The 23,177-nt window shown below is 63.7% G+C and carries 22 protein-coding genes; 9 read left to right on the forward strand and 13 right to left on the reverse strand.

All coding sequences use genetic code 11. The annotated features are described in order from the left end of the window. Positions 1-24: 24 nt before the first annotated feature. On the forward strand, positions 25-645 hold the full coding sequence (locus R4P65_RS09580) for a YdeI/OmpD-associated family protein (protein ID WP_317826324.1): 621 nt from the start codon (positions 25-27) through the stop codon (positions 643-645). Positions 646-789: 144 nt separating this feature from the next. On the opposite strand, the gene glnA is transcribed toward R4P65_RS09580, so the two are convergent. Beyond that, a complete protein-coding gene (gene glnA, locus R4P65_RS09585; protein WP_003941609.1) occupies positions 790-2,226 on the reverse strand; it encodes a type I glutamate--ammonia ligase in 1,437 nt (478 codons plus the stop codon). Between the two features lie 213 nt (positions 2,227-2,439). On the opposite strand from glnA, the gene R4P65_RS09590 reads away from it, so the two are divergent. Then, on the forward strand, positions 2,440-2,913 hold the full coding sequence (locus R4P65_RS09590) for an RDD family protein (RefSeq protein ID WP_172932084.1): 474 nt from the start codon (positions 2,440-2,442) through the stop codon (positions 2,911-2,913). Between the two features lie 72 nt (positions 2,914-2,985). Here the strand turns inward: R4P65_RS09590 and R4P65_RS09595 are convergent, their stop codons facing one another. The 5 genes from R4P65_RS09595 to sucB form a co-directional block, all read right to left on the reverse strand. Further along, positions 2,986-3,741 carry a DUF4191 domain-containing protein gene (locus R4P65_RS09595; RefSeq protein ID WP_003941625.1) on the reverse strand — a complete coding sequence of 252 codons (756 nt, stop codon included), beginning with the start codon at positions 3,739-3,741 and terminating at the stop codon, positions 2,986-2,988. A 76-nt stretch (positions 3,742-3,817) separates the two neighbouring features. Continuing rightward, positions 3,818-4,828 (reverse strand): lipoyl synthase, encoded by a 1,011-nt coding sequence (lipA, locus tag R4P65_RS09600; protein ID WP_003941610.1) that lies wholly within the window; start codon positions 4,826-4,828, stop codon positions 3,818-3,820. A gap of 51 nt (positions 4,829-4,879) precedes the next feature. Next, positions 4,880-5,641 carry a lipoyl(octanoyl) transferase LipB gene (gene lipB, locus R4P65_RS09605; protein ID WP_317826325.1) on the reverse strand — a complete coding sequence of 254 codons (762 nt, stop codon included), beginning with the start codon at positions 5,639-5,641 and terminating at the stop codon, positions 4,880-4,882. A gap of 29 nt (positions 5,642-5,670) precedes the next feature. After that, complete coding sequence (locus tag R4P65_RS09610) at positions 5,671-6,558, reverse strand: TIGR01777 family oxidoreductase (protein ID WP_317826326.1); 888 nt, start codon at positions 6,556-6,558, stop codon at positions 5,671-5,673. Between the two features lie 120 nt (positions 6,559-6,678). After that, on the reverse strand, positions 6,679-8,460 hold the full coding sequence (gene sucB / locus R4P65_RS09615; protein ID WP_317826327.1) for a 2-oxoglutarate dehydrogenase, E2 component, dihydrolipoamide succinyltransferase: 1,782 nt from the start codon (positions 8,458-8,460) through the stop codon (positions 6,679-6,681). Positions 8,461-8,824: 364 nt separating this feature from the next. On the opposite strand from sucB, the gene R4P65_RS09620 reads away from it, so the two are divergent. Beyond that, positions 8,825-9,175, forward strand: coding sequence for a hypothetical protein (locus R4P65_RS09620; protein WP_003941713.1), 351 nt, complete (start codon positions 8,825-8,827; stop codon positions 9,173-9,175). A gap of 55 nt (positions 9,176-9,230) precedes the next feature. On the opposite strand, the gene R4P65_RS09625 is transcribed toward R4P65_RS09620, so the two are convergent. Then, entirely contained in the window at positions 9,231-10,748 is a 1,518-nt protein-coding gene (locus R4P65_RS09625) for a leucyl aminopeptidase (protein WP_214888014.1), read from the reverse strand. Positions 10,749-10,906: 158 nt separating this feature from the next. Between R4P65_RS09625 and gcvT the strand changes: the two genes are divergently transcribed. Together gcvT and R4P65_RS09635 are read left to right on the forward strand one after the other, a co-directional pair. Continuing rightward, positions 10,907-12,007 (forward strand): glycine cleavage system aminomethyltransferase GcvT, encoded by a 1,101-nt coding sequence (gcvT, locus tag R4P65_RS09630; RefSeq protein WP_317826328.1) that lies wholly within the window; start codon positions 10,907-10,909, stop codon positions 12,005-12,007. Between the two features lie 32 nt (positions 12,008-12,039). Further along, positions 12,040-13,143 carry a branched-chain amino acid aminotransferase gene (locus R4P65_RS09635; RefSeq protein ID WP_230813607.1) on the forward strand — a complete coding sequence of 368 codons (1,104 nt, stop codon included), beginning with the start codon at positions 12,040-12,042 and terminating at the stop codon, positions 13,141-13,143. Here R4P65_RS09635 and R4P65_RS09640 read toward each other — a convergent pair. From R4P65_RS09640 to R4P65_RS09660, 5 genes are all read right to left on the reverse strand, one after another. After that, positions 13,137-13,415 carry a hypothetical protein gene (locus R4P65_RS09640; RefSeq protein WP_317826329.1) on the reverse strand — a complete coding sequence of 93 codons (279 nt, stop codon included), beginning with the start codon at positions 13,413-13,415 and terminating at the stop codon, positions 13,137-13,139. The genes R4P65_RS09635 and R4P65_RS09640 overlap by 7 nt on opposite strands. A gap of 308 nt (positions 13,416-13,723) precedes the next feature. Next, positions 13,724-14,491: an adenosylcobinamide-GDP ribazoletransferase gene (locus R4P65_RS09645; RefSeq protein ID WP_317826330.1), complete on the reverse strand. Its 768-nt coding sequence runs from the start codon at positions 14,489-14,491 to the stop codon at positions 13,724-13,726. A gap of 2 nt (positions 14,492-14,493) precedes the next feature. Then, entirely contained in the window at positions 14,494-15,552 is a 1,059-nt protein-coding gene (cobT, locus tag R4P65_RS09650; RefSeq protein WP_411742534.1) for a nicotinate-nucleotide--dimethylbenzimidazole phosphoribosyltransferase, read from the reverse strand. Between the two features lie 98 nt (positions 15,553-15,650). Then, entirely contained in the window at positions 15,651-16,238 is a 588-nt protein-coding gene (cobU, locus tag R4P65_RS09655) for a bifunctional adenosylcobinamide kinase/adenosylcobinamide-phosphate guanylyltransferase (RefSeq protein WP_317826332.1), read from the reverse strand. Positions 16,239-16,240: 2 nt separating this feature from the next. Next, complete coding sequence (locus tag R4P65_RS09660; RefSeq protein WP_007730051.1) at positions 16,241-16,897, reverse strand: DUF3043 domain-containing protein; 657 nt, start codon at positions 16,895-16,897, stop codon at positions 16,241-16,243. Between the two features lie 134 nt (positions 16,898-17,031). On the opposite strand from R4P65_RS09660, the gene R4P65_RS09665 reads away from it, so the two are divergent. The 3 genes from R4P65_RS09665 to R4P65_RS09675 all read left to right on the forward strand — a co-directional run bounded on the left by R4P65_RS09665 (position 17,032) and on the right by R4P65_RS09675 (position 19,773). Next, complete coding sequence (locus R4P65_RS09665; RefSeq protein WP_317826333.1) at positions 17,032-18,132, forward strand: glycerate kinase; 1,101 nt, start codon at positions 17,032-17,034, stop codon at positions 18,130-18,132. 116 nt (positions 18,133-18,248) lie between these two features. Then, positions 18,249-18,599, forward strand: coding sequence for a HesB/IscA family protein (locus R4P65_RS09670; protein ID WP_230813595.1), 351 nt, complete (start codon positions 18,249-18,251; stop codon positions 18,597-18,599). 196 nt (positions 18,600-18,795) lie between these two features. After that, positions 18,796-19,773, forward strand: coding sequence for a carbohydrate kinase family protein (locus R4P65_RS09675; protein ID WP_317826334.1), 978 nt, complete (start codon positions 18,796-18,798; stop codon positions 19,771-19,773). A 63-nt stretch (positions 19,774-19,836) separates the two neighbouring features. Here R4P65_RS09675 and asnB read toward each other — a convergent pair whose 3' ends face one another. Beyond that, positions 19,837-21,792 (reverse strand): asparagine synthase (glutamine-hydrolyzing), encoded by a 1,956-nt coding sequence (gene asnB, locus R4P65_RS09680; protein ID WP_317826335.1) that lies wholly within the window; start codon positions 21,790-21,792, stop codon positions 19,837-19,839. Positions 21,793-22,112: 320 nt separating this feature from the next. Between asnB and R4P65_RS09685 the strand changes: the two genes are divergently transcribed. Continuing rightward, entirely contained in the window at positions 22,113-23,177 is a 1,065-nt protein-coding gene (locus tag R4P65_RS09685) for a cytochrome c oxidase subunit II (RefSeq protein WP_007730054.1), read from the forward strand.

Genomic DNA, 23,177 nt, shown 5'->3' on the forward strand with positions numbered 1-23,177 from the left:
TTTCCCTCTGAGCTTGGAGAGTAAGTGACCAATTCGAAATCATCGCTACCGGCTTCCGTCCACCCCCCGACGTGGAAGTTCGACTACCCGATCATCCACGCCGAGACTCGGGAACAGTGGCGAACTTGGTTGACGGACAATCACACGTCAGCCCGAGGTGTGTGGTTGTGCTCCTGGCGCACCAGCACCAGCCGACCACGCTGCCCCTACCCTCAGGCCGTTGAGGAAGCCATCTGCTTTGGTTGGATCGATTCCACCAACACCATCTTCGACGAAGAGCGCAATTTGCAACTGTTCACGCCGCGTAGACGCAAGAGTTCCTGGACCCGACTCAACCGCGAACGCGCAGCTGATATGGAGGCGCGTGGCCTCATGACCGCTGCTGGTCGTGGTGCCATTGCTGCCGCGAAATCCACTGGTTGGTGGACGATTCTCGACCAAGTCGAAGACCTCGAGGAACCATCTGACTTGCAGACGGCGCTGGACCGGGACCCGCAAGCTCGAAGCAACTGGGACAGTTTTCCGCCCAGCGCCCGCAAACAGATGCTGTGGTGGATCGTCAGCGCCGCTCGAGACGCAACACGGGCAGGTCGAATCGCCTATATCGTCAACAAAGCGGCTATCGGTCAACGTGCCCGAGGCTGATCCGCGATTCGACCGCGTCCGGTATGAATGCCGGTCATCATTTGCCCGAGGGGTCTCCCTCGGACCGAAACAAGTCCACCCGCCCCGCAAAAGCGGGACGGGTGGACTCGGTACTCGCAGGTCTGACTTACGTCAGGATGCGGATCACACGTCGTAGTAGAGCTCGAACTCGTACGGGTGCGGACGCAGGTTGACCGGAGCGATTTCCTGCTCACGCTTGAGCGAGATCCAGGTCTCGATCAGGTCGGTGGTGAAGACGCCACCCTCGGTCAGGTACTCGTGATCGGCTTCGAGGCGGTTGATGACCGTCTCGAGGCTGGTCGGAGCCTGCGGGATGTTGCGAGCCTCCTCCGGGGGAAGCTCGTAGAGGTCCTTGTCGACCGGAGCCATCGGCTCGATCTTGTTCTTGATGCCGTCCAGGCCGGCCATCATCTGTGCAGCGAAGTTGAGGTACGGGTTACCCGAGGAGTCGGGTGCGCGGAACTCGAGACGCTTTGCCTTCGGGTTGTTGCCCGTGATCGGGATACGGACAGCTGCCGAGCGGTTGCGCTGGCTGTACACGAGGTTGATGGGAGCTTCGTAGCCCGGCACCAGACGGTGGTACGAGTTGATCGTCGGGTTGGTGAAGGCCAACAGCGACGGAGCGTGGTGCAGGATGCCGCCGATGTAGTGGCGAGCCATGTCCGAGAGGCCTGCGTAGCCGGACTCGTCGTGGAAGAGGGGCTTGCCGTCCTTCCACAGGGACTGGTGTACGTGCATGCCCGAGCCGTTGTCACCGAAGAGCGGCTTCGGCATGAAGGTGGCGGACTTGCCGTGCTGCCAGCAGGTGTTCTTGACGATGTACTTGAACAGCTGCAGGTCGTCGGCCGCTGCGAGCAGCGTGTTGAACTTGTAGTTGATCTCCTGCTGTCCGCCGGTGCCGACCTCATGGTGGCCGCGCTCGAGCTCGAAGCCCGCGTTGGTCAGGTTGGTGGAGATCTCGTCGCGCAGGTCCACGTAGTGGTCGTACGGAGCGACGGGGAAATAGCCGCCCTTGGCACGAACCTTGTAGCCGAGGTTCGGGGAACCGTCGGCGTTGGTCTCTGCGCCGGTGTTCCAGGAACCGGAGATGGAATCCAGCTCGTAGAAAGCGGAGTTCATGCCGGAGTCGTAGCGAACCGAGTCGAAGATGTAGAACTCGGCCTCGGCGCCGAAGAATGCGGTGTCCGCGATGCCGGTGCTGACCAAGTACTCCTCGGCCTTGCGGGCAACGTTGCGCGGGTCGCGGCTGTAGGACTCACGGGTGAACGGGTCGTGCACGAAGAAGTTGATGTTGAGGGTCTTCGCCTTGCGGAAGGGATCGATCTGCGCCGTGGTGACGTCGGGAAGCAACATCATGTCGGACTCGTGGATCGACTGGAATCCGCGGACCGAAGATCCGTCGAACGCGAGGCCGTCCTCGAACACATCCTGGTTGAAAGCAGACGCCGGGATCGAGAAGTGCTGCTGGACGCCGGGCAGGTCGCTGAACCGAATGTCGACGTACTCGATGTTCTCGTCCGCGATGTACTTGATGACCTCTTCGGCCGTGGTGAACGCCACGCTTGTGCTCCTTAAGTCGCTTCAGCCAAGTGATGTCGGTTGAATCCGTCGAGGCAGACGGTAGGGAGCTGGTGTTGCCCGCTCGTCAACCCTTTGTTTCGGCAGTGTTACGCGTCGCAGCATCCTGGGGATTTCCGAAGTCCATGTGACCGGCCACACAGTTAAAACGCGGCAAATCTGGACTACGGTGCTGCGACGCCTATCCTGGACAGCATGGCACGAATCACCGGAACTTGGCTCTCTGGGCCTGAAGCAGCTTTGCCGAAGAATGCGGACGGTCGTGAGCAGTCTTATCGCGGCGAGTTTCTCGGCTTCCCCCAGGAGGGCCCCGGATCGCTGGTCGGTTCGGGTCGTCGTATCGCCGCACTGTTGGTGGATTGGGTAATGGCCGTGGGAGTGGCCTCGCTCATCACCGGTGACTTCTTCGACGGTATGACCTCCACGATCACGCTGATGGTGTGGTTCGCTGTCGGCGTCGTCACCGTGGCGCTGTTCAACTTCACACCGGGGCAATTCGTTCTCGGACTTCAGGTCGCGCGAATCGAAGGCCCGATTCGAGTGGGCTTCGTGCGTGCGCTCGGGCGTCAGGCACTTCTCGTGTTCGTGATTCCCGCGACGATCACCGACATCGACGGTCGCGGTATGCAGGACCGCGCGACCGGCACTTTGCTCGTGAAGTCGCGCTGACACGAACTTCTCGAACGAAGAAAGACCCGGGTCCGTATGGGCCCGGGTCTTTCGTTTTGCTGTGGGGGAGTGTCAGCGACGACGAATGGTCCGCTGCATTCCCTTCATCTTCGCGCCTCCGGGCATCGGTCCCTTGGGAAGCGCTGCTCCGCCGCCGCGTGCGCTGAGCGCAGCGAGTCGGCCTTCGATGTTGTCCATGCGCTTGGTGTCGATGTTGCGCGGTAGCTTGTTCAGGTAGCGCTGGAGCTGCGAGAGCGGAACCTGACCCTCGTCGTTTCCGATGATGATGTCGTAGATCGGGGTGTCGCCGATGAGGCGCGCAGTCTTCTTCTTCTCCTGAGCGAGGAGGCCCTTGACGCGTTGCGGCGAACCTTCTGCGACGAGGATGACACCCGGCCGTCCGACAACGCGGTGAACGGCGTCGAGCTGGGTGGTGCCGGCGACGGCGTTCGTGACGCGCCACGCGCCCTGCATGTTGTCGAGTGCCCACGCGGCGGCGCCGGCCTGGCCCTCAGCCTTCTTGTACACCGATTTCTGGACGCGGCGACCGAAGATGATGAAGGCGCCGAGGAGGCCGAGAACGATGCCGATCGGAAGCAAGAACCACTGAAGGCCCCAGATGAGACCGACCAGGAAGAAGACCAGAGCCGCACCCACCAGGGTGCCGATCATCAGCGGCAGAAGGAGCTTGTCGTCCTTGCGCTGCATCTGGAACGCCTGCCAGAGCTGAGTTCTGCGTTCCTTGGAAGCCTGCTTGCGGGCAGCCTTCGCTGCAGCCTTTGCCTCTTTGGTGGGTTTGCCCTTACCGGATTTGCTGCCGTTCGCCATGTACCCAGGATACGTCCATTGCTGTGCGCCTTTACTAACCGCCCGCGGTTAATAAAGGCGCACAGCAAAATATGGATCAGCGATTCAGGCGCGCCATGAGTGAGCTGGCTTCCTGGGAAGCGTCTCCGCCCTCGGTGAGATGACGCTGCGCCTCGGGAAGTTCACGGCCGTGATGTGCCATGGCCTGCGCATACAGGCGGCCGGCGCGGTACGACGAGCGAACCAACGGACCGGCCATGACGCCGGCGAAGCCCATCTCTTCTGCAGCCTTCGAGTGTGCGACGAACTCCTCGGGCTTGACCCACCGCTCGACGGGGTGGTGCCGGGGCGAGGGGCGCAGGTACTGGGTGATGGTGAGGATGTCACAACCGGCGGCGTGGAGATCTGCCATCGCCTCGGTGACCTCTTCAGGGGTTTCGCCCATACCGAGGATCAAGTTGGACTTGGTGACCAGTCCGTAGTCGCGTGCTGCGGTGATGACGTCGAGGCTGCGCTGGTACCGGAATGCCGGACGGATCCGCTTGAAGATGCGGGGAACGGTCTCGAGGTTGTGTGCGAGCACCTCGGGGCGAGAGGCGAAGACCTCGTCGAGCAGTTCCGGCTTGCCGTTGAAGTCGGGAACCAGATTCTCGACGCCGGTGCCCGGGTTGAGTTCGTGGATCTTGCGAACGGTCTCGGCGTAGAGCCAGGCGCCGCCGTCGGGGAGGTCGTCGCGGGCGACGCCGGTGATCGTGGAGTACCGAAGTCCCATGGCCTGAACGCTTTCGGCGACGCGACGGGGCTCGTCGCGGTCGAGGGCTTCGGGCTTGCCGGTGTCGATCTGGCAGAAGTCGCAGCGGCGTGTGCACTGCTCGCCGCCGATCAGGAAGGTGGCTTCGCGGTCTTCCCAGCATTCGTAGATGTTGGGGCAGCCCGCTTCCTCGCAGACGGTGTGCAAACCTTCACGCTTGACCAGGCCCTTGAGCTCCGTGTACTCGGGGCCCATCTTTGCGCGGGTCTTGATCCAGTTGGGTTTGCGTTCGATGGGCGTCTCCGCGTTTCGGATTTCGAGGCGGAGCAGCTTACGTCCTTCTGGGGCGATAGTCACGGGGACGATCCTACGCCCGGTGATTACTGCAACGGGGTTGGGGCGAGCCCGTCAGCTGTACTGAACGGTAGTAAAAGTCGGAGTAGGCGAGGCGCTTTCGAAGGTGACGCGCTCGACGTTGCGTTCGGTGACGGGCATGGTTCCGTCGAGAGCGGCGATCACTGCCTCGGTCACGGCGGGAGTGACTTCGTCCACGGTGACGTCGCGACCGAGTTCGTGTGACAGCGTCGTCACCCCGGCGTCACGGATGCCGCAGGGAATGATGTTGTCGAATCCGGTCAGGACCGAGTTGCAGTTCAGGGCGAAGCCGTGCAGCGCCACGCCCCGTTGAACGCGCACGCCGATGGCAGAAACCTTGCGCTCGGGCTTCCATTGCCCGTTCGCAATTTCGGCAGGCAGCCACACGCCGGAGCGGCCGTCGATCCGCCCGCAGTTCAGGCCGAGGTCCGTGCACACCGTGATCAGTGCTTCCTCGATGCGTCGGACATACCGCACCACGTCGATGGGCTCGGCCAGTTTTACGATCGGGTACCCGACCAGTTGACCGGGGCCGTGCCAGGTGATCTTCCCGCCGCGGTCGACATCGATGACCGGCGTGCCGTCGACAGGTCGATCTTCCGGTTCCGTGCGTCGCCCAGCCGTGTACACCGGGGGATGTTCGAGGAGCAGTAGCGTGTCCGGCCCGATGTCGTCTGCCCGCGTTGCCGCGAGCTCACGCTGACGGTCCCACGCGGCGTTGTAGTCGATCGATCCGAGTTGCTCGACGGCGATCGGCAGTTTCGAGAACCGGGCGGAAACGGCAGCGCTGCTCATAGAAGTAGAGATTACGCCCGACTTCGGACTCAACCGAGTGCGGCCGCCAGCGCTTCGCCGATCGTGTTGTGGCGGAAGGAGAATCCCGCCTTCTCCAAAGCTGCGGGAATGGCGCGTTGGCCACCGAGGATGCCGCTTTTGGCGAATTCTCCGATCAAGGCTTCGAGAGCGAACCCGGGAACGATCCACGGCGCCGGGCGGTGAACTGCGCGGGACATGGCGTCGTTGAACTGGGCGTTGGTGACAGGGGCCGGACCGGTCAGGTTGACGGGACCGGAGAGTTCGGGATTTGTGAGCGCGAACTTGATCGCGTCGCACTCGTCCTCGAGTGAGATCCACGGAAAGTACTGACGACCGTTGCCCAGTCGCCCGCCGAGGCCGAACGAATAGATCCGCCGAAGCCGACCGAGCATGCCGCCGTGGGGTGAAATCACGACGCCCGAGCGCAGATTTACGACGCGGGCACCCGCCCTGCGCGCGGGCTCGGTGGCAAGTTCCCAGTCTCGACACGTCGTGGCGAGAAAGTCGGTGCCTGCCGGCGAATCCTCGTCCACGATCTTGTCGCCGGTGTTGCCGTAATAGCCGACGGCGCTGGCGTTGGCGAGGACGGGAACCTTCTGGCTCGCGACAGCTTCGGCCAAGACATCGGTGGCAACTATGCGGCTGTCACGGATCGCTTGCTTGTAGGAACCCGACCACCGTTTGTCGCCGATGCCGACACCACAAAGGTTCACGACGGCGTCAGCGCCTTTCAGGACGGAGAGGTCCAGACGGTCGTGGTCCGGGTCCCAACGCGATTCGTCGGGCCCAGCGGTCGACCGTCGCACCAGACGCACCACGTCGTGGTTGTCGGAGCGCAACGATGACACCAAGGCCGTTCCGATCAAACCGGACGAGCCGGCGATGACTACTCGCATTCGGAAAGCCTCCTTCGATTCAGCCTGCTTCGATATCCGACCGTGTATATCCGACCGTACTGAAAAAGCCGGGGCGCCACCTCCTGATGGAGATGACGCCCCGGCCAGCCGAGCGGTTGCTTACAGGCCCAGATCAGCTTCGAACGAGGCTTCTTCCAACCGCTGCTTCACAGTGGTGAGGAATCGGCCGGCGTCGGCGCCGTCGACCAGACGGTGATCGTAGGTCAGCGGCAAGTAGATCATCGAGCGAACGCCGATGGACTCGTTGCCGTTCTCGTCGGTGACCACCATCGGGCGCTTGACGATCGCGCCGGTTCCGAGCATGGCCGCCTGCGGCGGTACCAGGATCGGGGTGTCGAACAGCGCGCCCTGGCTGCCGATGTTGGTGATGGTGAAGGTTCCACCCGAGAGCTCGTCCGGCTTCAGGCCACCCGAGCGTGCACGCTTAGCGATGTCGGCGATGGCGCGAGCCAAACCGGCAAGGCCGAGATCGCCGGCGTTGTGGATGACGGGGGAGAGCAAGCCCTGATCGGTGTCTACTGCGATGCCGAGGTGCTCAGCGTCGTAGTAGGTGATCTGCTTGGCGGCCTCGTCGTAGCTGGCGTTGATGTTCGGGTGCGACTTCAGTGCCTCGACGACTGCCTTGGCGAAGAACGGGAGGAACGTCAGGTTGACACCTTCGCGCTCGATGAAGCCGGCCTTGGCACGGGCCCGCAGGGCGACGATCTTGGTAACGTCGACCTCGAAGGTCTGCGTGAGCTGAGCGGTGTTCTGCAGCGACTCGCGTGTCTTGGTGGCCGTGATCTGCCGAATACGGTTGGCCTTCTGCGTGGTTCCGCGCAGGTGTGCCAGTTCCGGTCGGACGCCTGCAGCTGCGGAGGCAGCCGGTGCGGCTGCGGGAGCTGCAGCAGCAGGAGCAGCGGCTGCGGGTGCCTTCTTGGCCTCCGCTGCGGCGAGCACATCCTGCTTGCGGATGCGGCCGCCGACGCCGGTGCCGGTGACGGTGGTGAGGTCGACGCCATTGTCCGTTGCGAGCTTGCGCACGAGCGGGGTGACGTACGGGCTGCTGTCACCCGAAGTCGCGGGTGAAGCCGCCGGTGCGGGAGCCGCAGCGGGCTTCGGTGCGGCCGCAGGCTTGGGTGCTTCAGTCTTCGGTGCCTCAGCCTTGGGTGCTTCAGTCTTCGGTGCCTCAGCCTTGGGTGCTTCGGCCTTCGGTGCCTCAGCCTTGGGGGCGGGCGGCGCTGCGGGTGCGGCCGGAGCGGCCTTGGGTGCCGGATCCGCGGCGGGTGCGCCGGATCCGACGACGGCCAGCTGGCCACCGATCTCGACGGTGTCGTCTTCCTGTGCATTGATCTCGAGCAGGATTCCGGCGACGGGCGACGGGATTTCGGTGTCGACCTTGTCGGTCGAGACTTCGAGCAGCGCCTCGTCGACGGCAACTTCGTCGCCGACGGCCTTGAGCCAGCGGGTGACGGTGCCTTCGGTGACGGACTCGCCGAGGGCGGGCATCGTCACGGCGGTACCTTCAGCGGAACCGCCGGAAGCAGCGGGTGCCTCGGCAGCGGAAGCTTCTTCAGTGGGAGCTTCGGCAGCCGGGGCTTCCTCGGCGGGAGCTTCCTCTGCGGCGGGGGCGGGTGCCTCTTCCGCGGGTGCTGCGGCTTCGCCGGCTTCACCGATCTGGGCGAGCTCGCCACCGATTTCCACGGTGTCGTCTTCCTGCGCGACGATCTTGGTCAGGACGCCGGCGACGGGAGACGGAATCTCGGTGTCGACCTTGTCCGTGGAGACTTCGAGCAAGGGTTCGTCGACTTCGACCGTGTCTCCTTCCTGCTTGAGCCACCGTGTGACAGTTCCCTCGGTGACGCTCTCACCTAGGGCTGGCATCTGGACGGAGAAGGCCATGTCTTTTGACTCCTCGACAGTTGTGTTCGGGTTGTTGAATTTTGTCGACTTGTGGTCGTAATGCATTGTGCTCGAGTGGCACGCGACGTGCGGCTACTTGTAGCTATTTTGCCGATGTCGACGCGCGGGCGCGGCGTCACCGTCGTTCATCTTTCCATTGATACGCCGGGCGTGTCCGATGAGGGGGATGCCGTCCGTTTCGGGTGTGTCGGCTACCGGCGAGTAGGTATGCGTCGGGGGTTCGGTTGTAACGGCGTAAGCGGACCAAACGGTATGTCGTGCGCAGGCACAACGGACATCGCCTGGCAAACTTGACATATCGCCGGGGTACATCCGCGGCGTCGGTACCGAGGAGGGTACGACCGTGGGACTGTTCGATCGTTTCAAGCGTCCGCCGAGTGCGGCTCAGGCCGCAGCGCAAAGTGATGCGGATCATCTGGCGAACTGGGCGCACTCACACGAGGGTGTCGAGGCGTACGTGGAACCTCAGACGACGGTGACCGAGGTGACCGTCGTCCTCGTCGCAAAGGACGGGGAGTGGACTCGTCGTCGTGTCGGCGGCGAACGCGGTGCCCGCAAATTGGGACAGGACTTGAAGATCCCCGTCTACGACGTCCGCAAAACGGGATATCCGCAGCGTATGCGCGACCACGACGAGCGTAAGCGCATCGAACGCAAGCGTGCCCGCGAGCAGGAATTGCGCGACGGTGCCTGAACTGCTGTGCGCCTTTGTTAACCGCGGGGGGTTGATAAAGGCGCACAGCAAGTGGTCAGCCGTTGACCGCAATGTCCTCCAGGACAGAGATCATCGTGCGAACGGGAACGCCGGTACCGCCCTTGCCGGTGTAACCCCACGGCCCTGACGTGTTGTACGCCGGACCCGCGACGTCGATGTGCGCCCACTGGACACCCTCGGGAACGAATTCCTTGAGGTAGTGAGCTGCGACCAGCATGCCGCCCCAGCGGTGCGGGGTGACATTGGCCATGTCGGCAACCTTGGAGTCGAGATCTCCGCGCAGTTCTTCGGGCAGCGGCATGGCCCAGCCGTTCTCGCCGACGCTCTGCGAGATGGAGGCGACGCGGTCACGGAACTCGTCGGTGCCCATGACTCCGGGGGTGCGGTTGCCGAGCGCGACCATCTGCGCACCGGTCAGGGTTGCGGTGTCGATCATGTAGTCGGGGTTGTCCTCACCCGCGCGAACCATCGCGTCGGCAAGAATCAAACGGCCCTCGGCGTCGGTGTTGACGACCTCGATGGTGATTCCGCCGTACTGGGTCAGCACGTCGCCGGGACGCTGCGCGGTCGCGGACGGCATGTTCTCGGCCATCGGAACGTATGCGACGACGTTGACGGGCAGGCCGAGCTTGGCGGCGAGCACGACGGTGGAGATGACGGCTGCGGCGCCGCCCATGTCCGAGGTCATGTTCTCCATACCGGCGGCGGGTTTGATGGAGATTCCGCCGGTGTCGAAGGTGATGCCCTTACCCACCAGCGCGACCTTGCGAGCTCCACGCTTCTTCGACGCGTATTCGAGGCGGACGAGACGCGGCTGGCGTGACGAGCCCTTGCCGACGCCGATGATTCCGCCGTAGCCACCCTTCTCGAGTGCCTTCTCGTCGAGAACCTGGACGGTGAGCCCGGCCTCGACGCCCAGTGCCTTGGCGCGGGCGGCGAACTCGGCAGGGTAGAGGTGGCTCGGGGGAGTGTTGACGAACTCGCGTGCGGTGGCGACGGCTTCGGCGATGGCAGCGGACCGTGCCAGCGTTGCCTTGGTCTCCTTCGTGCGCGGCGAGGGCACCAGAAGTTCGACGCGGGCGAGTGGCTGCGAATCAGGACCGGGAGCCGTCATGGACGACTTGAATTCGGTGAAGCTGTATGCGCCCAACGCAAATCCCTCGGCGGCTGCTCCGAGGTCGAGGATCGAGAGCGTGGTCGCGACGGTGTCGATGCCGGACAGCGAGCGAGCTGCAGCGCCGGCGGACTTGCGGATCTGCTCACTGCCGAGCTTGTCGGCGGAGCCGAGCCCGACGGCGAGGACGCTGGTGACCGACAGCGCGCTCGGTGCCGGGACGCGAGTGAGCTGCTCGGGCTTGCCGGTGGCGCCGACGGCGATGAGGCTGTCGAGGATCTCGGCGAGCACGTCCTCGTCGACGATGCCTTCGCTGAGTGCGATTTCGGGGCCGTCCGGACCCGACGTCAGGCCGACGACCAATATCTCTGCGCGCTTGGCGACTGTGCCGGCGAGAACGAGGTCGGGTCCCAACGATCGGGCTGTGCGAGTGCTCAAGGTGTCTCCTGTGAGGTGAGTGTGCGATGCGTCCGGTTCTGGCGGATGCCTGAGTCGATGTTAGGCCCTTTGCAGTTTGTGGACGGGCGATCGTCTCGGCCGGGTGAGCTCTCGCTGCGGACATGTTTCGATCGGCGAAGTCCGATAGGTTGTGGACCATGACCGACGAACAACTGTTGCAGGGCCCGATCCACCCCGTCCACGTCGAACTCGGCGCGACGTTCGCGCCGTTCGGGGGGTGGCAGATGCCGGTTTCCTACGCCGGGGTCGTGGCTGAACACACCTCTGTGCGTGAGAATGTCGGACTCTTCGACGTCAGTCACCTCGGCAAGGCCGTCGTGCGTGGGACGGGGGCCGCGGAATTCGTGAACTCCGCACTGACCAACGATCTGAACAAGATCGGGCCGGGCAAGGCTCAGTACACGTTGTGCTGCAACGAGTCCGGTGGCGTCATCGACGACCTCATCGCGTACTACGTCAGCGACGAGGAGATCTTCCTCGTCCCGAATGCGGCCAACACCGCGGACGTCGTTGCGGCCCTGGTCGCTGTAGCACCGGACGGAATCACCGTCGAGGATCAGCATCGTGCCTACGGCGTATTGGCTGTGCAGGGGCCGAAATCGGTGGCGGTTCTGACCGCTCTGGGACTTCCCACCGACATCGAGTACATGGCGTACGAAGACGCGGAATGGAACGGCGTGCCTGTGCGTGTGTGCCGCAGCGGTTACACCGGTGAGGTCGGGTACGAGCTACTGCCACGGTGGGAGGACAGCGAGCCGTTGTTCCGTGCGCTTCTCGAAGCAGTGCGCGCCGAGGGCGGTCAGGCCGCCGGGCTCGGAGCCCGCGACACTCTTCGCACCGAGATGGGTTATCCGCTGCACGGGCACGAGCTTTCGCTCGAGATTTCTCCGCTCGAAGCACGCTGCGGATGGGCGATCGGTTGGAAGAAGCCGACATTCTGGGGCAAAGAGACCCTGACCGACGAGAAGGCTGCCGGTCCGGCCCGCAAACTCTGGGGGATCAAGGCTCTCGACCGCGGTGTGCTGCGGGCCGGGCTCGGTGTTCTGCGTGACGGCGAGGCAATCGGCGAGACCACCTCCGGAACGTTCTCGCCCTCACTCAAAGTGGGAATTGCGTTGGCGCTCCTGGATTCCGGCGCCAATATCGCAGCCGGTGACGAGATCGAAGTCGACGTCCGTGGTCGCGCTCTTCGGTGCGTCGTGGTGTCTCCTCCGTTCGTGGAGACCAACACCAAGTAGAGAGCTTTTTCACGTTCGATAGGATTGCGCCCATGACAGGTGCCGCCGATTTCGTTCGCGTTCAGAGCTCGTCCCCGAAGTCCGACGCCGAGCGCCGTGACATTTTGGCGGCGCCCGGCTTCGGGCGGCACTTCACCGACCACATGGTCTCGATCGACTACACCGCGGGCAAGGGCTGGCACGACGCCCAGGTGTTGCCCTACGGAAACATCGAGCTCGATCCGGCCGCAATGGTTTTGCACTACGGACAGGCCATTTTCGAGGGCCTCAAGGCATACCGTCAGCCGGGTGGCGAGATCAGCTCGTTCCGCGTCGAGGCCAACGCCGAGCGTTTCGCAGCATCTGCGCGCCGTCTCGCCATGCCTGAACTGCCGGCGCAGATGTTCATCGATTCCATCACCGAACTGATCGACGTCGATCTCGACTGGGTTCCCGCTGCCGGCGGCGAGGACGCGCTCTACCTCCGTCCGTTCATGTTCTCCACCGAAGCCGGACTCGGTGTCCGTCCCGCCGACGAGTACCGCTACCTGCTGATCGCCTCGCCTGCCGGGGCGTACTTCCCGCGTGGCGTGAAGCCGGTCAGTGTGTGGCTGTCCACCGAATACGTTCGCGCAGCCCCCGGCGGGACCGGCGCTGCCAAGTTCGCCGGCAACTACGCCGCTTCGCTCCTCGCCCAGGCGCAGGCTGCCGACGAGGGTTGCGACCAGGTGGTGTGGCTCGACGCCATCGAGCGCACGTACGTCGAGGAAATGGGTGGAATGAACCTGTTCTTCGTCTTCGGCTCCGGCCCCGACGCTCGCCTCGTGACGCCGTCGCTGTCCGGTTCGTTGCTGCCCGGCATTACGCGCAACTCGCTGCTCGCCCTCGCCGCCGATTCCGGCTTCTCCGTCGAAGAGCGCAAGATCAGCACCGACGAATGGCGTACCAAGTGCAAGAGCGGTGAAATCACTGAGGTCTTCGCTTGTGGCACAGCAGCAGTCATCACCCCCGTCGGACGCGTCAAGTCCGCCGAGGGCGAGTTCACCATCGCCGACGGCGAGCCGGGTGAAGTGACGATGGCACTGCGTGACACCCTCACGGGTATTCAGCGCGGCACCTTCGCCGACACCCACGGCTGGATGACCAAGCTTCACTGATCGCTGGTTCGTTCCGCGAGCAATCGCTCGCTGAAGAACTGCAGAATCTCGTCTCGTGCGACGGTGGTGGTCGATCCCGCCTCGTCGACGAGATGAGCTGTCACCACGCTGTGTGGATTGGCAATGACGTATTCGAAGAACGGTGACGTTGCCGCGTTGGCCGCTTCGTCGGGCAGTACTTTCCCGACGAAGCGCTCGCCCAAGGCCTTCGAGTAGGCCGCGAATCGCTGTGCGCGGCAGAACGGGTCGCCTTGAAATCGGTAGGCAAGCACCGTGAGGTCTTCGGCGTCGAGTCGCGAGCGGACGGCTTCGAGTTCTTCGCAGGGTCTTCGGACGGTACGAGTTCGAACCCCGGTACAACCAGGTGATCGATGTCGTGATGCCCCTCCTGTACGCCGAGCGAAAATCCGCCTGCCGCAACGACGGGCGTGCCGGACGCTGCGATAACCGATACCTCGAAGAGGTCGGCGGGCGCTCCATCAGCGACCCGATTCGCGATCAGGAGAAGGTCGGTGAAAACGAAGATCTCGGCCGCCAGGCAACCTTCGTATGCCAGGACTCCGGCTCGCACGACGTCAGATCACAGTCCGAGAGTGAGGCCGACGGCCGTCAGCGTCACCGTGAGTTCGAGCGCGAATCCGAGAACATCTCCGTTGAGTCCGCCGAATCTACGGACGCAGTGACGCACACACAGCACACTGATCAGCAGCGCCGACGTGGTGACGAGAGGGCCGAGCCACCACCGGTCGGCGGCAAAGGCCGAAACGGCGATGAGCGGAACCGACCATACGAGTGCGGCCCACAGCGGTTGCGAATCGGCGACGAGCGCACCAAATCCGCTCGGACCAGACGCGAGAATGCCTCGGCGGCAGGCAAAAACGACGGCCACACGACCCACAGCGACAGATACGAGCACCGCGATCCACTGCGTGGGGGAGTCGGCAACAGCGAGGACGCCGAAGGAGACCGATTGCAGCCCGAGGACGATGAACAGTGCCGCGACCCCGAACGGTCCGGCACCGCCGCTGTGCATGACCTCGCGGGCGCGCTCCGGTGGACCGTAACAACCCAGTCCGTCGACGGAGTCTGCCAGTCCGTCCACGTGCATTCCGCGTGTCCCGAGAGCGAGCACACCTACCGTCAGCAAACCTGCGAGATAGGGATTCAGGCCGATACTTGTTGTGCCCCAGAGCAGAAACGTCGCGGCAATCCCGAGAGCGATTCCGGTGAGCGGAGCTGCCGCGATGGCGCGACGACCGGCAGTTCGGTCGATGTCGGAGGGACCACGAACCGGAAGGACCGTCAGCCACGAGAAGGCCAGCGGCACTCCGGACAGCGGGCCCACCACGCTCACTCCGCCGTATCGGTCTTGGTCAGGTCGATCGACCCGGGCACTTCATCGGGCGCGCTGCCCTGAGTGCTGACACCGGCCTCGGAGAATGTCGCCATCTTGCTCAGGATTGCCACAGCGCTCTGAAGAATCGGGAGCGCGGTGACTGCACCTGAACCTTCACCGAGACGCATGTCGAACTCGACGATCGGGTCGAGACCCATGCGGGTCAATGCGATGGTGTGGGCGGGTTCGGTGGAGCGGTGTCCGGCGACCCACCATTCACGTGCGCCGAAAGCCAGTTCGTCGGCAACCATGGCGGCTGCGGTGACCACAACGCCGTCGAGGATCACCGGCGTACGACGCGACGCTGCCTGGGCCAGAAAGCCGGCCATCGCGGCGAGGTCGGCACCCGAAGACGTGCGCAGCAGCGCGACTGTGTCGCGAACGTGCGGACGCGCGCGTCGGAGAGCATCGCGAATCGCGGCAGTCTTGCGGATCCACCCGGCGTCGTCGATACCGGTACCTCGACCCACGACCGCGACAGGTTCGCTGTCCGTCAGGGCGGCGATTAGGACGGTAGCGGGTGTGGTGTTGCCGATGCCCATGTCGCCGGCGATGAGAAGGTCTGCGCCCCCGTCGATTTCCTCGTCCGCGATTGCTCGGCCGGCGGCGATGGCCTGGAGGGTTTCCTCGGTCGACATCGCGTCTTCGCGGTCGATGGACCCAGAAGACCTGCGCACCTTGTGGTTCGCGACGGACGGATCGGTATCGCCGTCCACCGCGATGTCGACGACGCGAACGGTGGCGCCGGCAACCTCGGAGAGGACGTTGACTGCCGCGCCGCCCCCGAGGAAGTTGGCGACCATCTGTGCGGTCACTTCCGGGGGATAGGCGGAGACACCGTTGCGGGCGATTCCGTGATCACCGGCGAAGACGACGACGCGAGGTCGAGCGAAAGCACGCGGGGGACAAACGCCTTGGCATGCCGATGCCCAACCGGCCAGAGCCTCCAGTCGACCCAGTGAACCGGCAGGTTTGGTCAGATCACGCTGACGCGCATCGGCCTGTGCACGCACCTCGCGGTCGGGCGGGGTGACAGGTTCGAAGTCGGCGCTACTGGCAGGCGCGACGTCGGGGTTGGATTCTGGATTGGCCCCTGAATTGGCGTCGGTACTCACATCGTGCCTTCCGGTTGTGCAGCAGTATCTTTCAAGACGAGCGGTAACCCTGCAACCACTAGTACGACACGATCGCACACCGCTGCGATACGAGCGTTGAGAGTGCCGATCTCGTCGCGGAACAATCGTCCCGACCGGGTCTCGGGGATCACGGCCAAACCCACTTCGGGGCTGACCAGCACCAAGGATCCGCGGTAGTTCTCGACGCTCGCGACCAAGCTGTCCGCAGCGGACGTGATGGTGCCGCGCGGTGCGTCCCAGGCGCCTTGCCGATCGAGTTCCGTGGTCAGCCACGTTCCCAGATCGTCGACCAACGTCGCTGTGTGTGAATCGCTTTCGAGCTGCGCCGCGAGGTCACCCGCATCTGCGGTTTCGACAGTCGACCAGTGAGAAGGCCGTCTGCTGCGGTGCTGATCGATCCGGCTTTCCCAGTCGGCGTCGGAGTTATCGCGCTTGGCTGTCGCCAGGTACCGGATCGGTGCCGAATCTTCGGGCAGGTTGCCTGCACAAACCAAATCCTCGGCGTGCGCGGACTTACCAGACCGCGCGCCGCCGAGGACCAAAGTTCTACAAGTGTCCGTCACGCTCAGATTGCGTCGCCCGGCCCCACACGAGGCTTCGGTGCGCGCAGCTTACGGATCTGCGACGCGCGAACGAACGCGTACCAGCCGAGCTTGAATCCGCCGTCGGTGCTGTCGGGGAAGCGCTCGGCCACGCGGTTGTTGATCATGCGTCCGAGCCAGATGCCTTCACCGACCATGAAGAGCATCATCACGAGCATTGCCAGCGTGACGATCTGCTGGAGTGCGGGCGTGACGAACATCGTCATGATGAGGATCAATGCGAGCGGCATGAACAGCCCGACGAGGTTGCGGCGAGCGTCGATGAAGTCGCGGACGTAGGCGCGAACCGGGCCTTTGTCGCGGGGGAGCAGGTACTTGTCCTCGCCGGCAAGCATGCGGGCGCGGCGGTCTGCCGACGATGCGCGACGCTCGGCGGCTTCGGCCTTGCGGTCCTCCTTGGAACCCCGGGTCGCCTTGCGGCGGGCGCGGGCTTCCTTCGCGGTCAGCGGGGCAGGCGCAACCGGGCCACGCCTCTTCGCTTCGGCGTCACGACGCTTGGGTGTTGGGCGGCCCTTGCCCACCTGCTCGATGGGCGCCTCTTCGGAGGCCGAGGATGCCTCAGTGCCCTCGACGTCACGTTTGTCGGAGTTGTCTGAGTCACCGCGGCGTAGCAATTTCACACCTCCAGGCTATTGGATAAGTGCACGGTCTGGGAAACCGACCTCGGTCTTTCTGAAAATCACAATCGCGCAAGACGCTCAAACGCTCGAGAAACTGAAACATCGGGGTCATTCGGCACTCTTAGACTTCGGCTATGCGGGTAATAGTTGCTCCAGATTCATTCGGTGAGACCCTGACCGCCGTCGAGGCGGCCGAGTCCATTTCTGCCGGTTGGCGACGCGGCCGACCCGATGACGACGTCGTCACCGCGCCACAATCCGACGGGGGACCGGGATTTGTCGACGTTTTGGCCGCGGCAGGGGGCGACATCCGGTCCGCGCGGGTGTCCGGACCGTTGACCGTGGGCGTTGACGCTCAGTGGCTGCTCGATTCGGGCACGGCGTACATCGAGTCGGCCGAGGCAGTCGGGCTCGGCCTGCTCGGAGGCCCGCCGACGCGTGAGAGCGCACTCGCCGCGCACAGTCGCGGTGTCGGAGAACTGATCGCGGCTGCGCTCGAGGCCGGCGTGAAGACGATCGTTGTCGGACTTGGTGGGAGTTGCTGCACCGACGGCGGGCGTGGACTGGTGGAGGCGCTGGGCGGCCTGGAGGCTGCAATGGTGGCTACGGCGGGCATTCAGTTGGTCGCGGCCACCGACGTCGAACACGTCCTTCTCGGCGAACACGGCGCAGCAGCGGTGTTCGGCCCCCAAAAAGGCGGCGATGCCGAGGCAATCGCCGTCCTCGAAGCGAGAAATGCGATGTGGGCAGAACAGTTGGAGGCCGTCACCGGAAAGGGAGTGTCGGATCTTCCGGGTGCCGGCGCCGCAGGTGGTATCGGTGCTGCGCTGTTCGCGCTCGGTGCGCAGCGGCGATCCGGGGCCGACGTCGTCGCCGATCGCACCGGGCAGGCAGCGCTATTGGCGTCTGCCGACCTGGTGATCACAGGCGAAGGCAAGTTCGACCACCAATCTCTGCGAGGCAAACTCGTAACAGCGCTCGCTTCGGCCGGGGCAGCGCACTGCGTTCCGACGCTCCTCTTTGCCGGCCAGGTGACGCTCGACGAGGCGGAATATGCGTCGACCTCGATCGTCGCGGCGAAATCGGTGGCAGGGTTCGCGGGTTCGGTGGAACGTGCGATGAACGAAGCGTCGGCGTGTCTTCAGGGACTCGCCGAACATACAGCGCGCGATTGGAACATCTGGCGCGGTCAACAGAGCACAAGATCCACCAGCGTCGACGCGCCGTTGCCGTGACGGGAAGACCGGATAGGATGAAGACGAATCGCACCCGGTAAGGACTGGCGGGAATAAGTCGGCAGCGGCGTACCGTTGAAGCGTTCACGGGTTGGTACGAACATTAGGGAGAGCCCATGACTGTGCAGAACGAGACCGCCACCCACGGCGTCAAGATGACCGAGGCCGCATCCTCCAAGGCGAAGGCACTCTTCGATCAGGAGGGGCGCGACGACCTCGCGCTGCGTATAGCAGTGCAGCCCGGCGGCTGTGCCGGACTGAAGTACCAGCTGTTCTTCGACGACCGCACGCTCGACGGTGACCTGACCGTCAACTTCAACGGCGTCAACCTGGTTGTCGACCGAATGAGCGCGCCGTACGTCGAAGGTGCGTCCATCGACTTCCTCGACACCATCGAGCAGCAGGGCTTCTCGATCGACAACCCCAACGCAACAGGCTCCTGCGCCTGCGGTGACTCGTTCAACTGAGTCTGTCGATCACAACTCAATTCGCAAACAACTGACGCGGAACCGACATTCGGTTTCGCGTCAGTTGTTTGTGGTGACCCGTACCCTGACGGTTCCGATCCGACGGCTCGGGTGCCAAAGACGGCGCTACGGGCAGTAACGTGAACTTTTGCTCCTCTTTCATTCTTGTACTCACTTCGCTGAAAGGCCACGATCCGTGACTATTGCGGTAACCGGTTCCATTGCCACCGACCACTTGATGCGCTTTCCCGGCCGCTTCGCCGATCAGCTCCTCGCCGATCAGCTCGCCCACATTTCGCTGAGCTTCCTGGTGGACGACCTCGTGATCCGCCGCGGCGGCGTCGGCGGCAACATCGCCTACGCAATGGGCGTGCTCGGTGGATCGCCGCTGCTCGTCGGCGCGGTCGGCGCGGACTTCGCCGAATACCGCACATGGCTCGAGGACAACGGCGTCGATTGCAGTGCGGTCCGCATCTCGGACAAGGCGCACACCGCGCGTTTCGTGTGCACCACCGACGAGGACATGGCACAGATCGCGTCGTTCTACCCCGGCGCGATGAGCGAGGCCCGCGAGATCGAACTCGCAGCAGTGGCCAAGACCTCGGGTGCACTTGATCTTGTACTGGTCGGCGCAAACGACCCCGAAGCAATGGTTCGACATACCGACGAATGCCGCCTGCTCGGAATCCCGTTCGCAGCTGATCCGTCGCAGCAGCTTGCTCGCCTGTCCGGTGACGAGGCCAAGGCGCTCATCCACGGTGCGAAGTACCTGTTCACCAACGAGTACGAGTGGGGTCTGCTTCAGCAGAAGACGGGTCTGAGTGAGGAAGAGATCCGCGCACAGGTCGGCATCCGCATCACCACTCTTGGCTCCAAGGGCGTGGAAATTGTTGATGCCGAAGGTAATTGGGTGCGCGTCGACGTTGTGCCCGAGACGGGTAAGGTTGATCCGACGGGTGTTGGCGACGGCTTCCGTGCCGGCTTCCTGCTCGCACACGGCGCTGGTCTGAGCTTCGAGCGTGCTGCTCAGCTGGGATCGCTGGTTGCTGTGTTGATCCTCGAGACCGTCGGAACCCAGGAGTGGGTGTTCAATCGCGACGAGGCTCTCAAGCGTCTCACCGAGGCGTACGGCAGCGCGGCAGCGGACGAGATCGCGACGATCCTGCCGCAGTAGGGCTCCGCCCCGTGAGTGGTTGAGGAGTCCGGAGACTCGCTAACCACTCACGGGGCCGAAGGCTTAGATATTGACCGGGTACACCGGTTCCTGGATCTGCGGCACGATGCGCTTCTCCACGAAGATTCCGTGCCAGACCATGAAGGTCAGGACGGTCCACAGGCGTCGGCTGTGGTCCGAAACGCCCTCGCGGTGATCGTTGAGCATCTTCACGACGGCCTGCTTGTCGAAGATGTGGTCGGTACCCGACTCTTCGATCTGCAGATGCGCCCAGTCGAAGAGTTCGGTGCCGCGAAGCCAGTGGCGCAGAGGAACCGGGAATCCGAGCTTGGCGCGGTGCAGAACATGGTGCGGCACAATGCCTTCCAAGGCCTGACGCAGCGCATACTTGGTAGTGTGTTCGGACAATCCCCGTCGCTTCGCTCGCCCCAACGTGATCTTCTGATCGAGCGGTACGCGTGACGCGACGTCGAAGACCTCGGGATCGAGGAACGGCACACGCAGTTCCAGCGAGTTGGCCATCGTCATCTTGTCGGCCTTGACGAGGATGTCGCCGCGCAGCCAGGTGAACAGGTCGAGATGCTGCATCCGCGCAACCGGATCCCAGTCCCGTGACTGCGCGTAGATCGGCGCAGTGACGTCCTGGTGAGTCCATTCGGGGCGGAAATCGCGAAGGACGGCGCGGAGCTGAGCGTCATTGAAGCTACGAGCGTTGCCGTAGTAGCGCTCCTCGAGGGTCAACGAACCGCGATTGAGCAGGCTCTTGCCGCGAGTGCCGTCCGGGATGCGTTCGGACAACTTGCCCGCAGCCCGACGCAATCCCTTGGGGAGGTACTCGAACGGCTTGAGCGACAACGGCTCACGGTAGATCGTGTAGCCGCCGAACAGCTCGTCTGCACCCTCGCCGGACAGCACGACCTTGACGTGCTTTCGCGCTTCCTTCGCGATGAACCACAGCGGAATCAATGCCGGATCGGCTACCGGGTCGTCGAGGTACCAGACGATCTCGGGAATGGCAGCGGCGAACTCGGCGGGGGAGACCACCTTGACGACGTGCTTCGCGCCGATCGCTGCGGCGGATTCTGCAGCGACGTCGACCTCGGAATAGCCTTCACGTTCGAAACCGGTCGTGAAGGTGATCAGGTTGGGGTTGTGACGCATCGCCAGCGCCGCGATCGCAGTGGAGTCGATACCGCCGGACAGGAACGAACCGACTGTGACGTCGGCCCGCATGTGCTTGGCGACCGAATCCTCGAGTGCTTCGGCGATTTCCTGGTAGCGCGCCTTCTCGGTGCCAGGTGCAAAAGGCTTGGCCGGGAACTTCGGCGTGAAGTACCGCGTGAACGTGGGCTCCTCGCCGGGACGCACCCGAGCGAAGCTGCCCGACTCCAGGCGTCGGATCTCCTTGTGCAGTGTTTCCGGCTCCGGTACGTACTGCAGAACGGTGTAATGCTCGATGGCGCGCGGATCCAGCTCGGTACCGATGCCGATCAGATCGGTGAGTTCGAGCAGGCTCTTCTTCTCGCTGCCGAACGCGGTGCCGCCGGCGCCGGTCGCAATGAACAGCGGCTTGATCCCGAACGGATCGCGCGCGATGAACAGCTCGCGTGTGTCGGTGTCCCAGATCGCGAACGCGAACATTCCGCGCAGGCGCCTGACCGCATCTTCACCCCAGTAGTGGAATGCAGCGACGATGGCTTCCGAGTCGCCCTCGGTGAAGAACTTCGCGTCGTGGTCCTTGACCAGCTCGGCGCGGATCTCCAGATAGTTGTAGATCTCGCCGTTGAACGTGAGCGCGTAGCGCTCAGGGTTCTCCGGCGGGCCCCAACGCAGCGGCTGGTGGGAATGAGCGATGTCGATGATCGCCAGGCGGTTGAACCCGAAGACGAGGTGGTCGTCGTTCCACGTCCCGTGTTCGTCCGGCCCGCGGTGACGAAGGCAATGCATCGCCTGGTCGACCCGCGAGACGGCGTCTTCGCTGGTTCCGCCAGATGTCAGTAGCCCGAGCAGTCCACACACAGCGTCCGGTTCCTCGATTCAGAATTTTTTGTACAGAAGGCTCCCGGACACGAGTGTCGGGGAGAGGTCAACGAACTCTTGTCGAAAGTATGCCGCAGATCGACGTCCCTGCCGATCACGGCGGAACGAATCGACGTGATGTGCGTCGCCCAAACGACCTGAGCTGTTCCTGAGCAGCACCTGAGAGAGCTGTGTGACGTCCGCCGCGACACGGGTGAGGACCCGAGGATGGATAGCGCCCGGCTTTGGTCTACGCTGCGTAGTAATTGGGCCTTCCCTCCGGGCATGCCCTAGTTGAATTTTGTGGCGATCAGGAAGGCGTGAACGTGGCGCAAGGTCGGATCCTTCGGCGAGCGGGGCTGGCAGTATCTCTGGGCATTGCTGCCTTGCTGCTGTCGGGTTGCTCCATCGACAACGAAGTGCTTCGTTTCGGGTGGCCTTCGGGCATCACCCCGGAGGCGACGCGCATGCGTGAGCTGTGGACGTGGTCGGTTGTAGCCGCCCTCGTCATGGGTGTGCTGGTGTGGGGGTTGGTCTTCTGGGCCGTCATCTTCCACCGTAAGAAGAAGGACTCGCCGGAATTCCCGCGTCAGACGGCATACAACGTGCCGCTCGAACTCGGTTACACGGCAGTTCCCTTCGTCATCATCGCGGTTCTCTTCTACTTCACCGTCATCGTTCAGAACCATGTTCTGGACAAGACGGACAACCCTGACGTCGTCGTAGACGTCACGGCATTCCAGTGGAACTGGAAGTTCGGCTACCGCTCCATCGAGTTCGGTGACGGTTCCGCCAAGTACAACGGAATCGACGTCGAGGCCGAAGAGGCTGCCAAGACCGAGGGCTCCACTGTCAACGATCACGGCGAAGAAGTTCCCGGCCCGATCCACGGCAACAGCACCGAGGACCTGAGCTACCTGCACTACGACAAGATCGAGACCGTCGGCTCCAGCCAGGAGATCCCGATCCTCGTTCTGCCCACCGGCAAGCGAATCCAGTTCGAACTCGCTTCTTCGGACGTCATCCACGCATTCTGGGTGCCCGAGTTCCTGTTCAAGCGTGACGTTCTCCCGAACCCCAAGGAGAACCACTCGGACAACATCTTCCAGATCAGTGAGATCGAGAAGGAAGGCGCGTTCGTCGGGCGTTGTGCAGAAATGTGTGGCACGTTCCACGCGATGATGAACTTCGAGGTTCGTGCGGTTTCGCCGGAGGACTTCGCCAAGTACATCGAGCTGCGCAAGGGTGACGCGGAGGGCAAGGGTGGTCTGACGACCGCTGAGGCTCTGCAGGCAATCGGTCAGTCGCCGGTGGCTACGTCGACCACGCCGTTCAACACCGACCGCGAGTACCGTCAGGCAACCGTCGCCACTGCAGGCAACTGA

It is taken from the genome of Rhodococcus sp. IEGM 1318 (assembly GCF_033142465.1).
GTDB lineage: Bacteria > Actinomycetota > Actinomycetes > Mycobacteriales > Mycobacteriaceae > Rhodococcus_F > Rhodococcus_F qingshengii_B.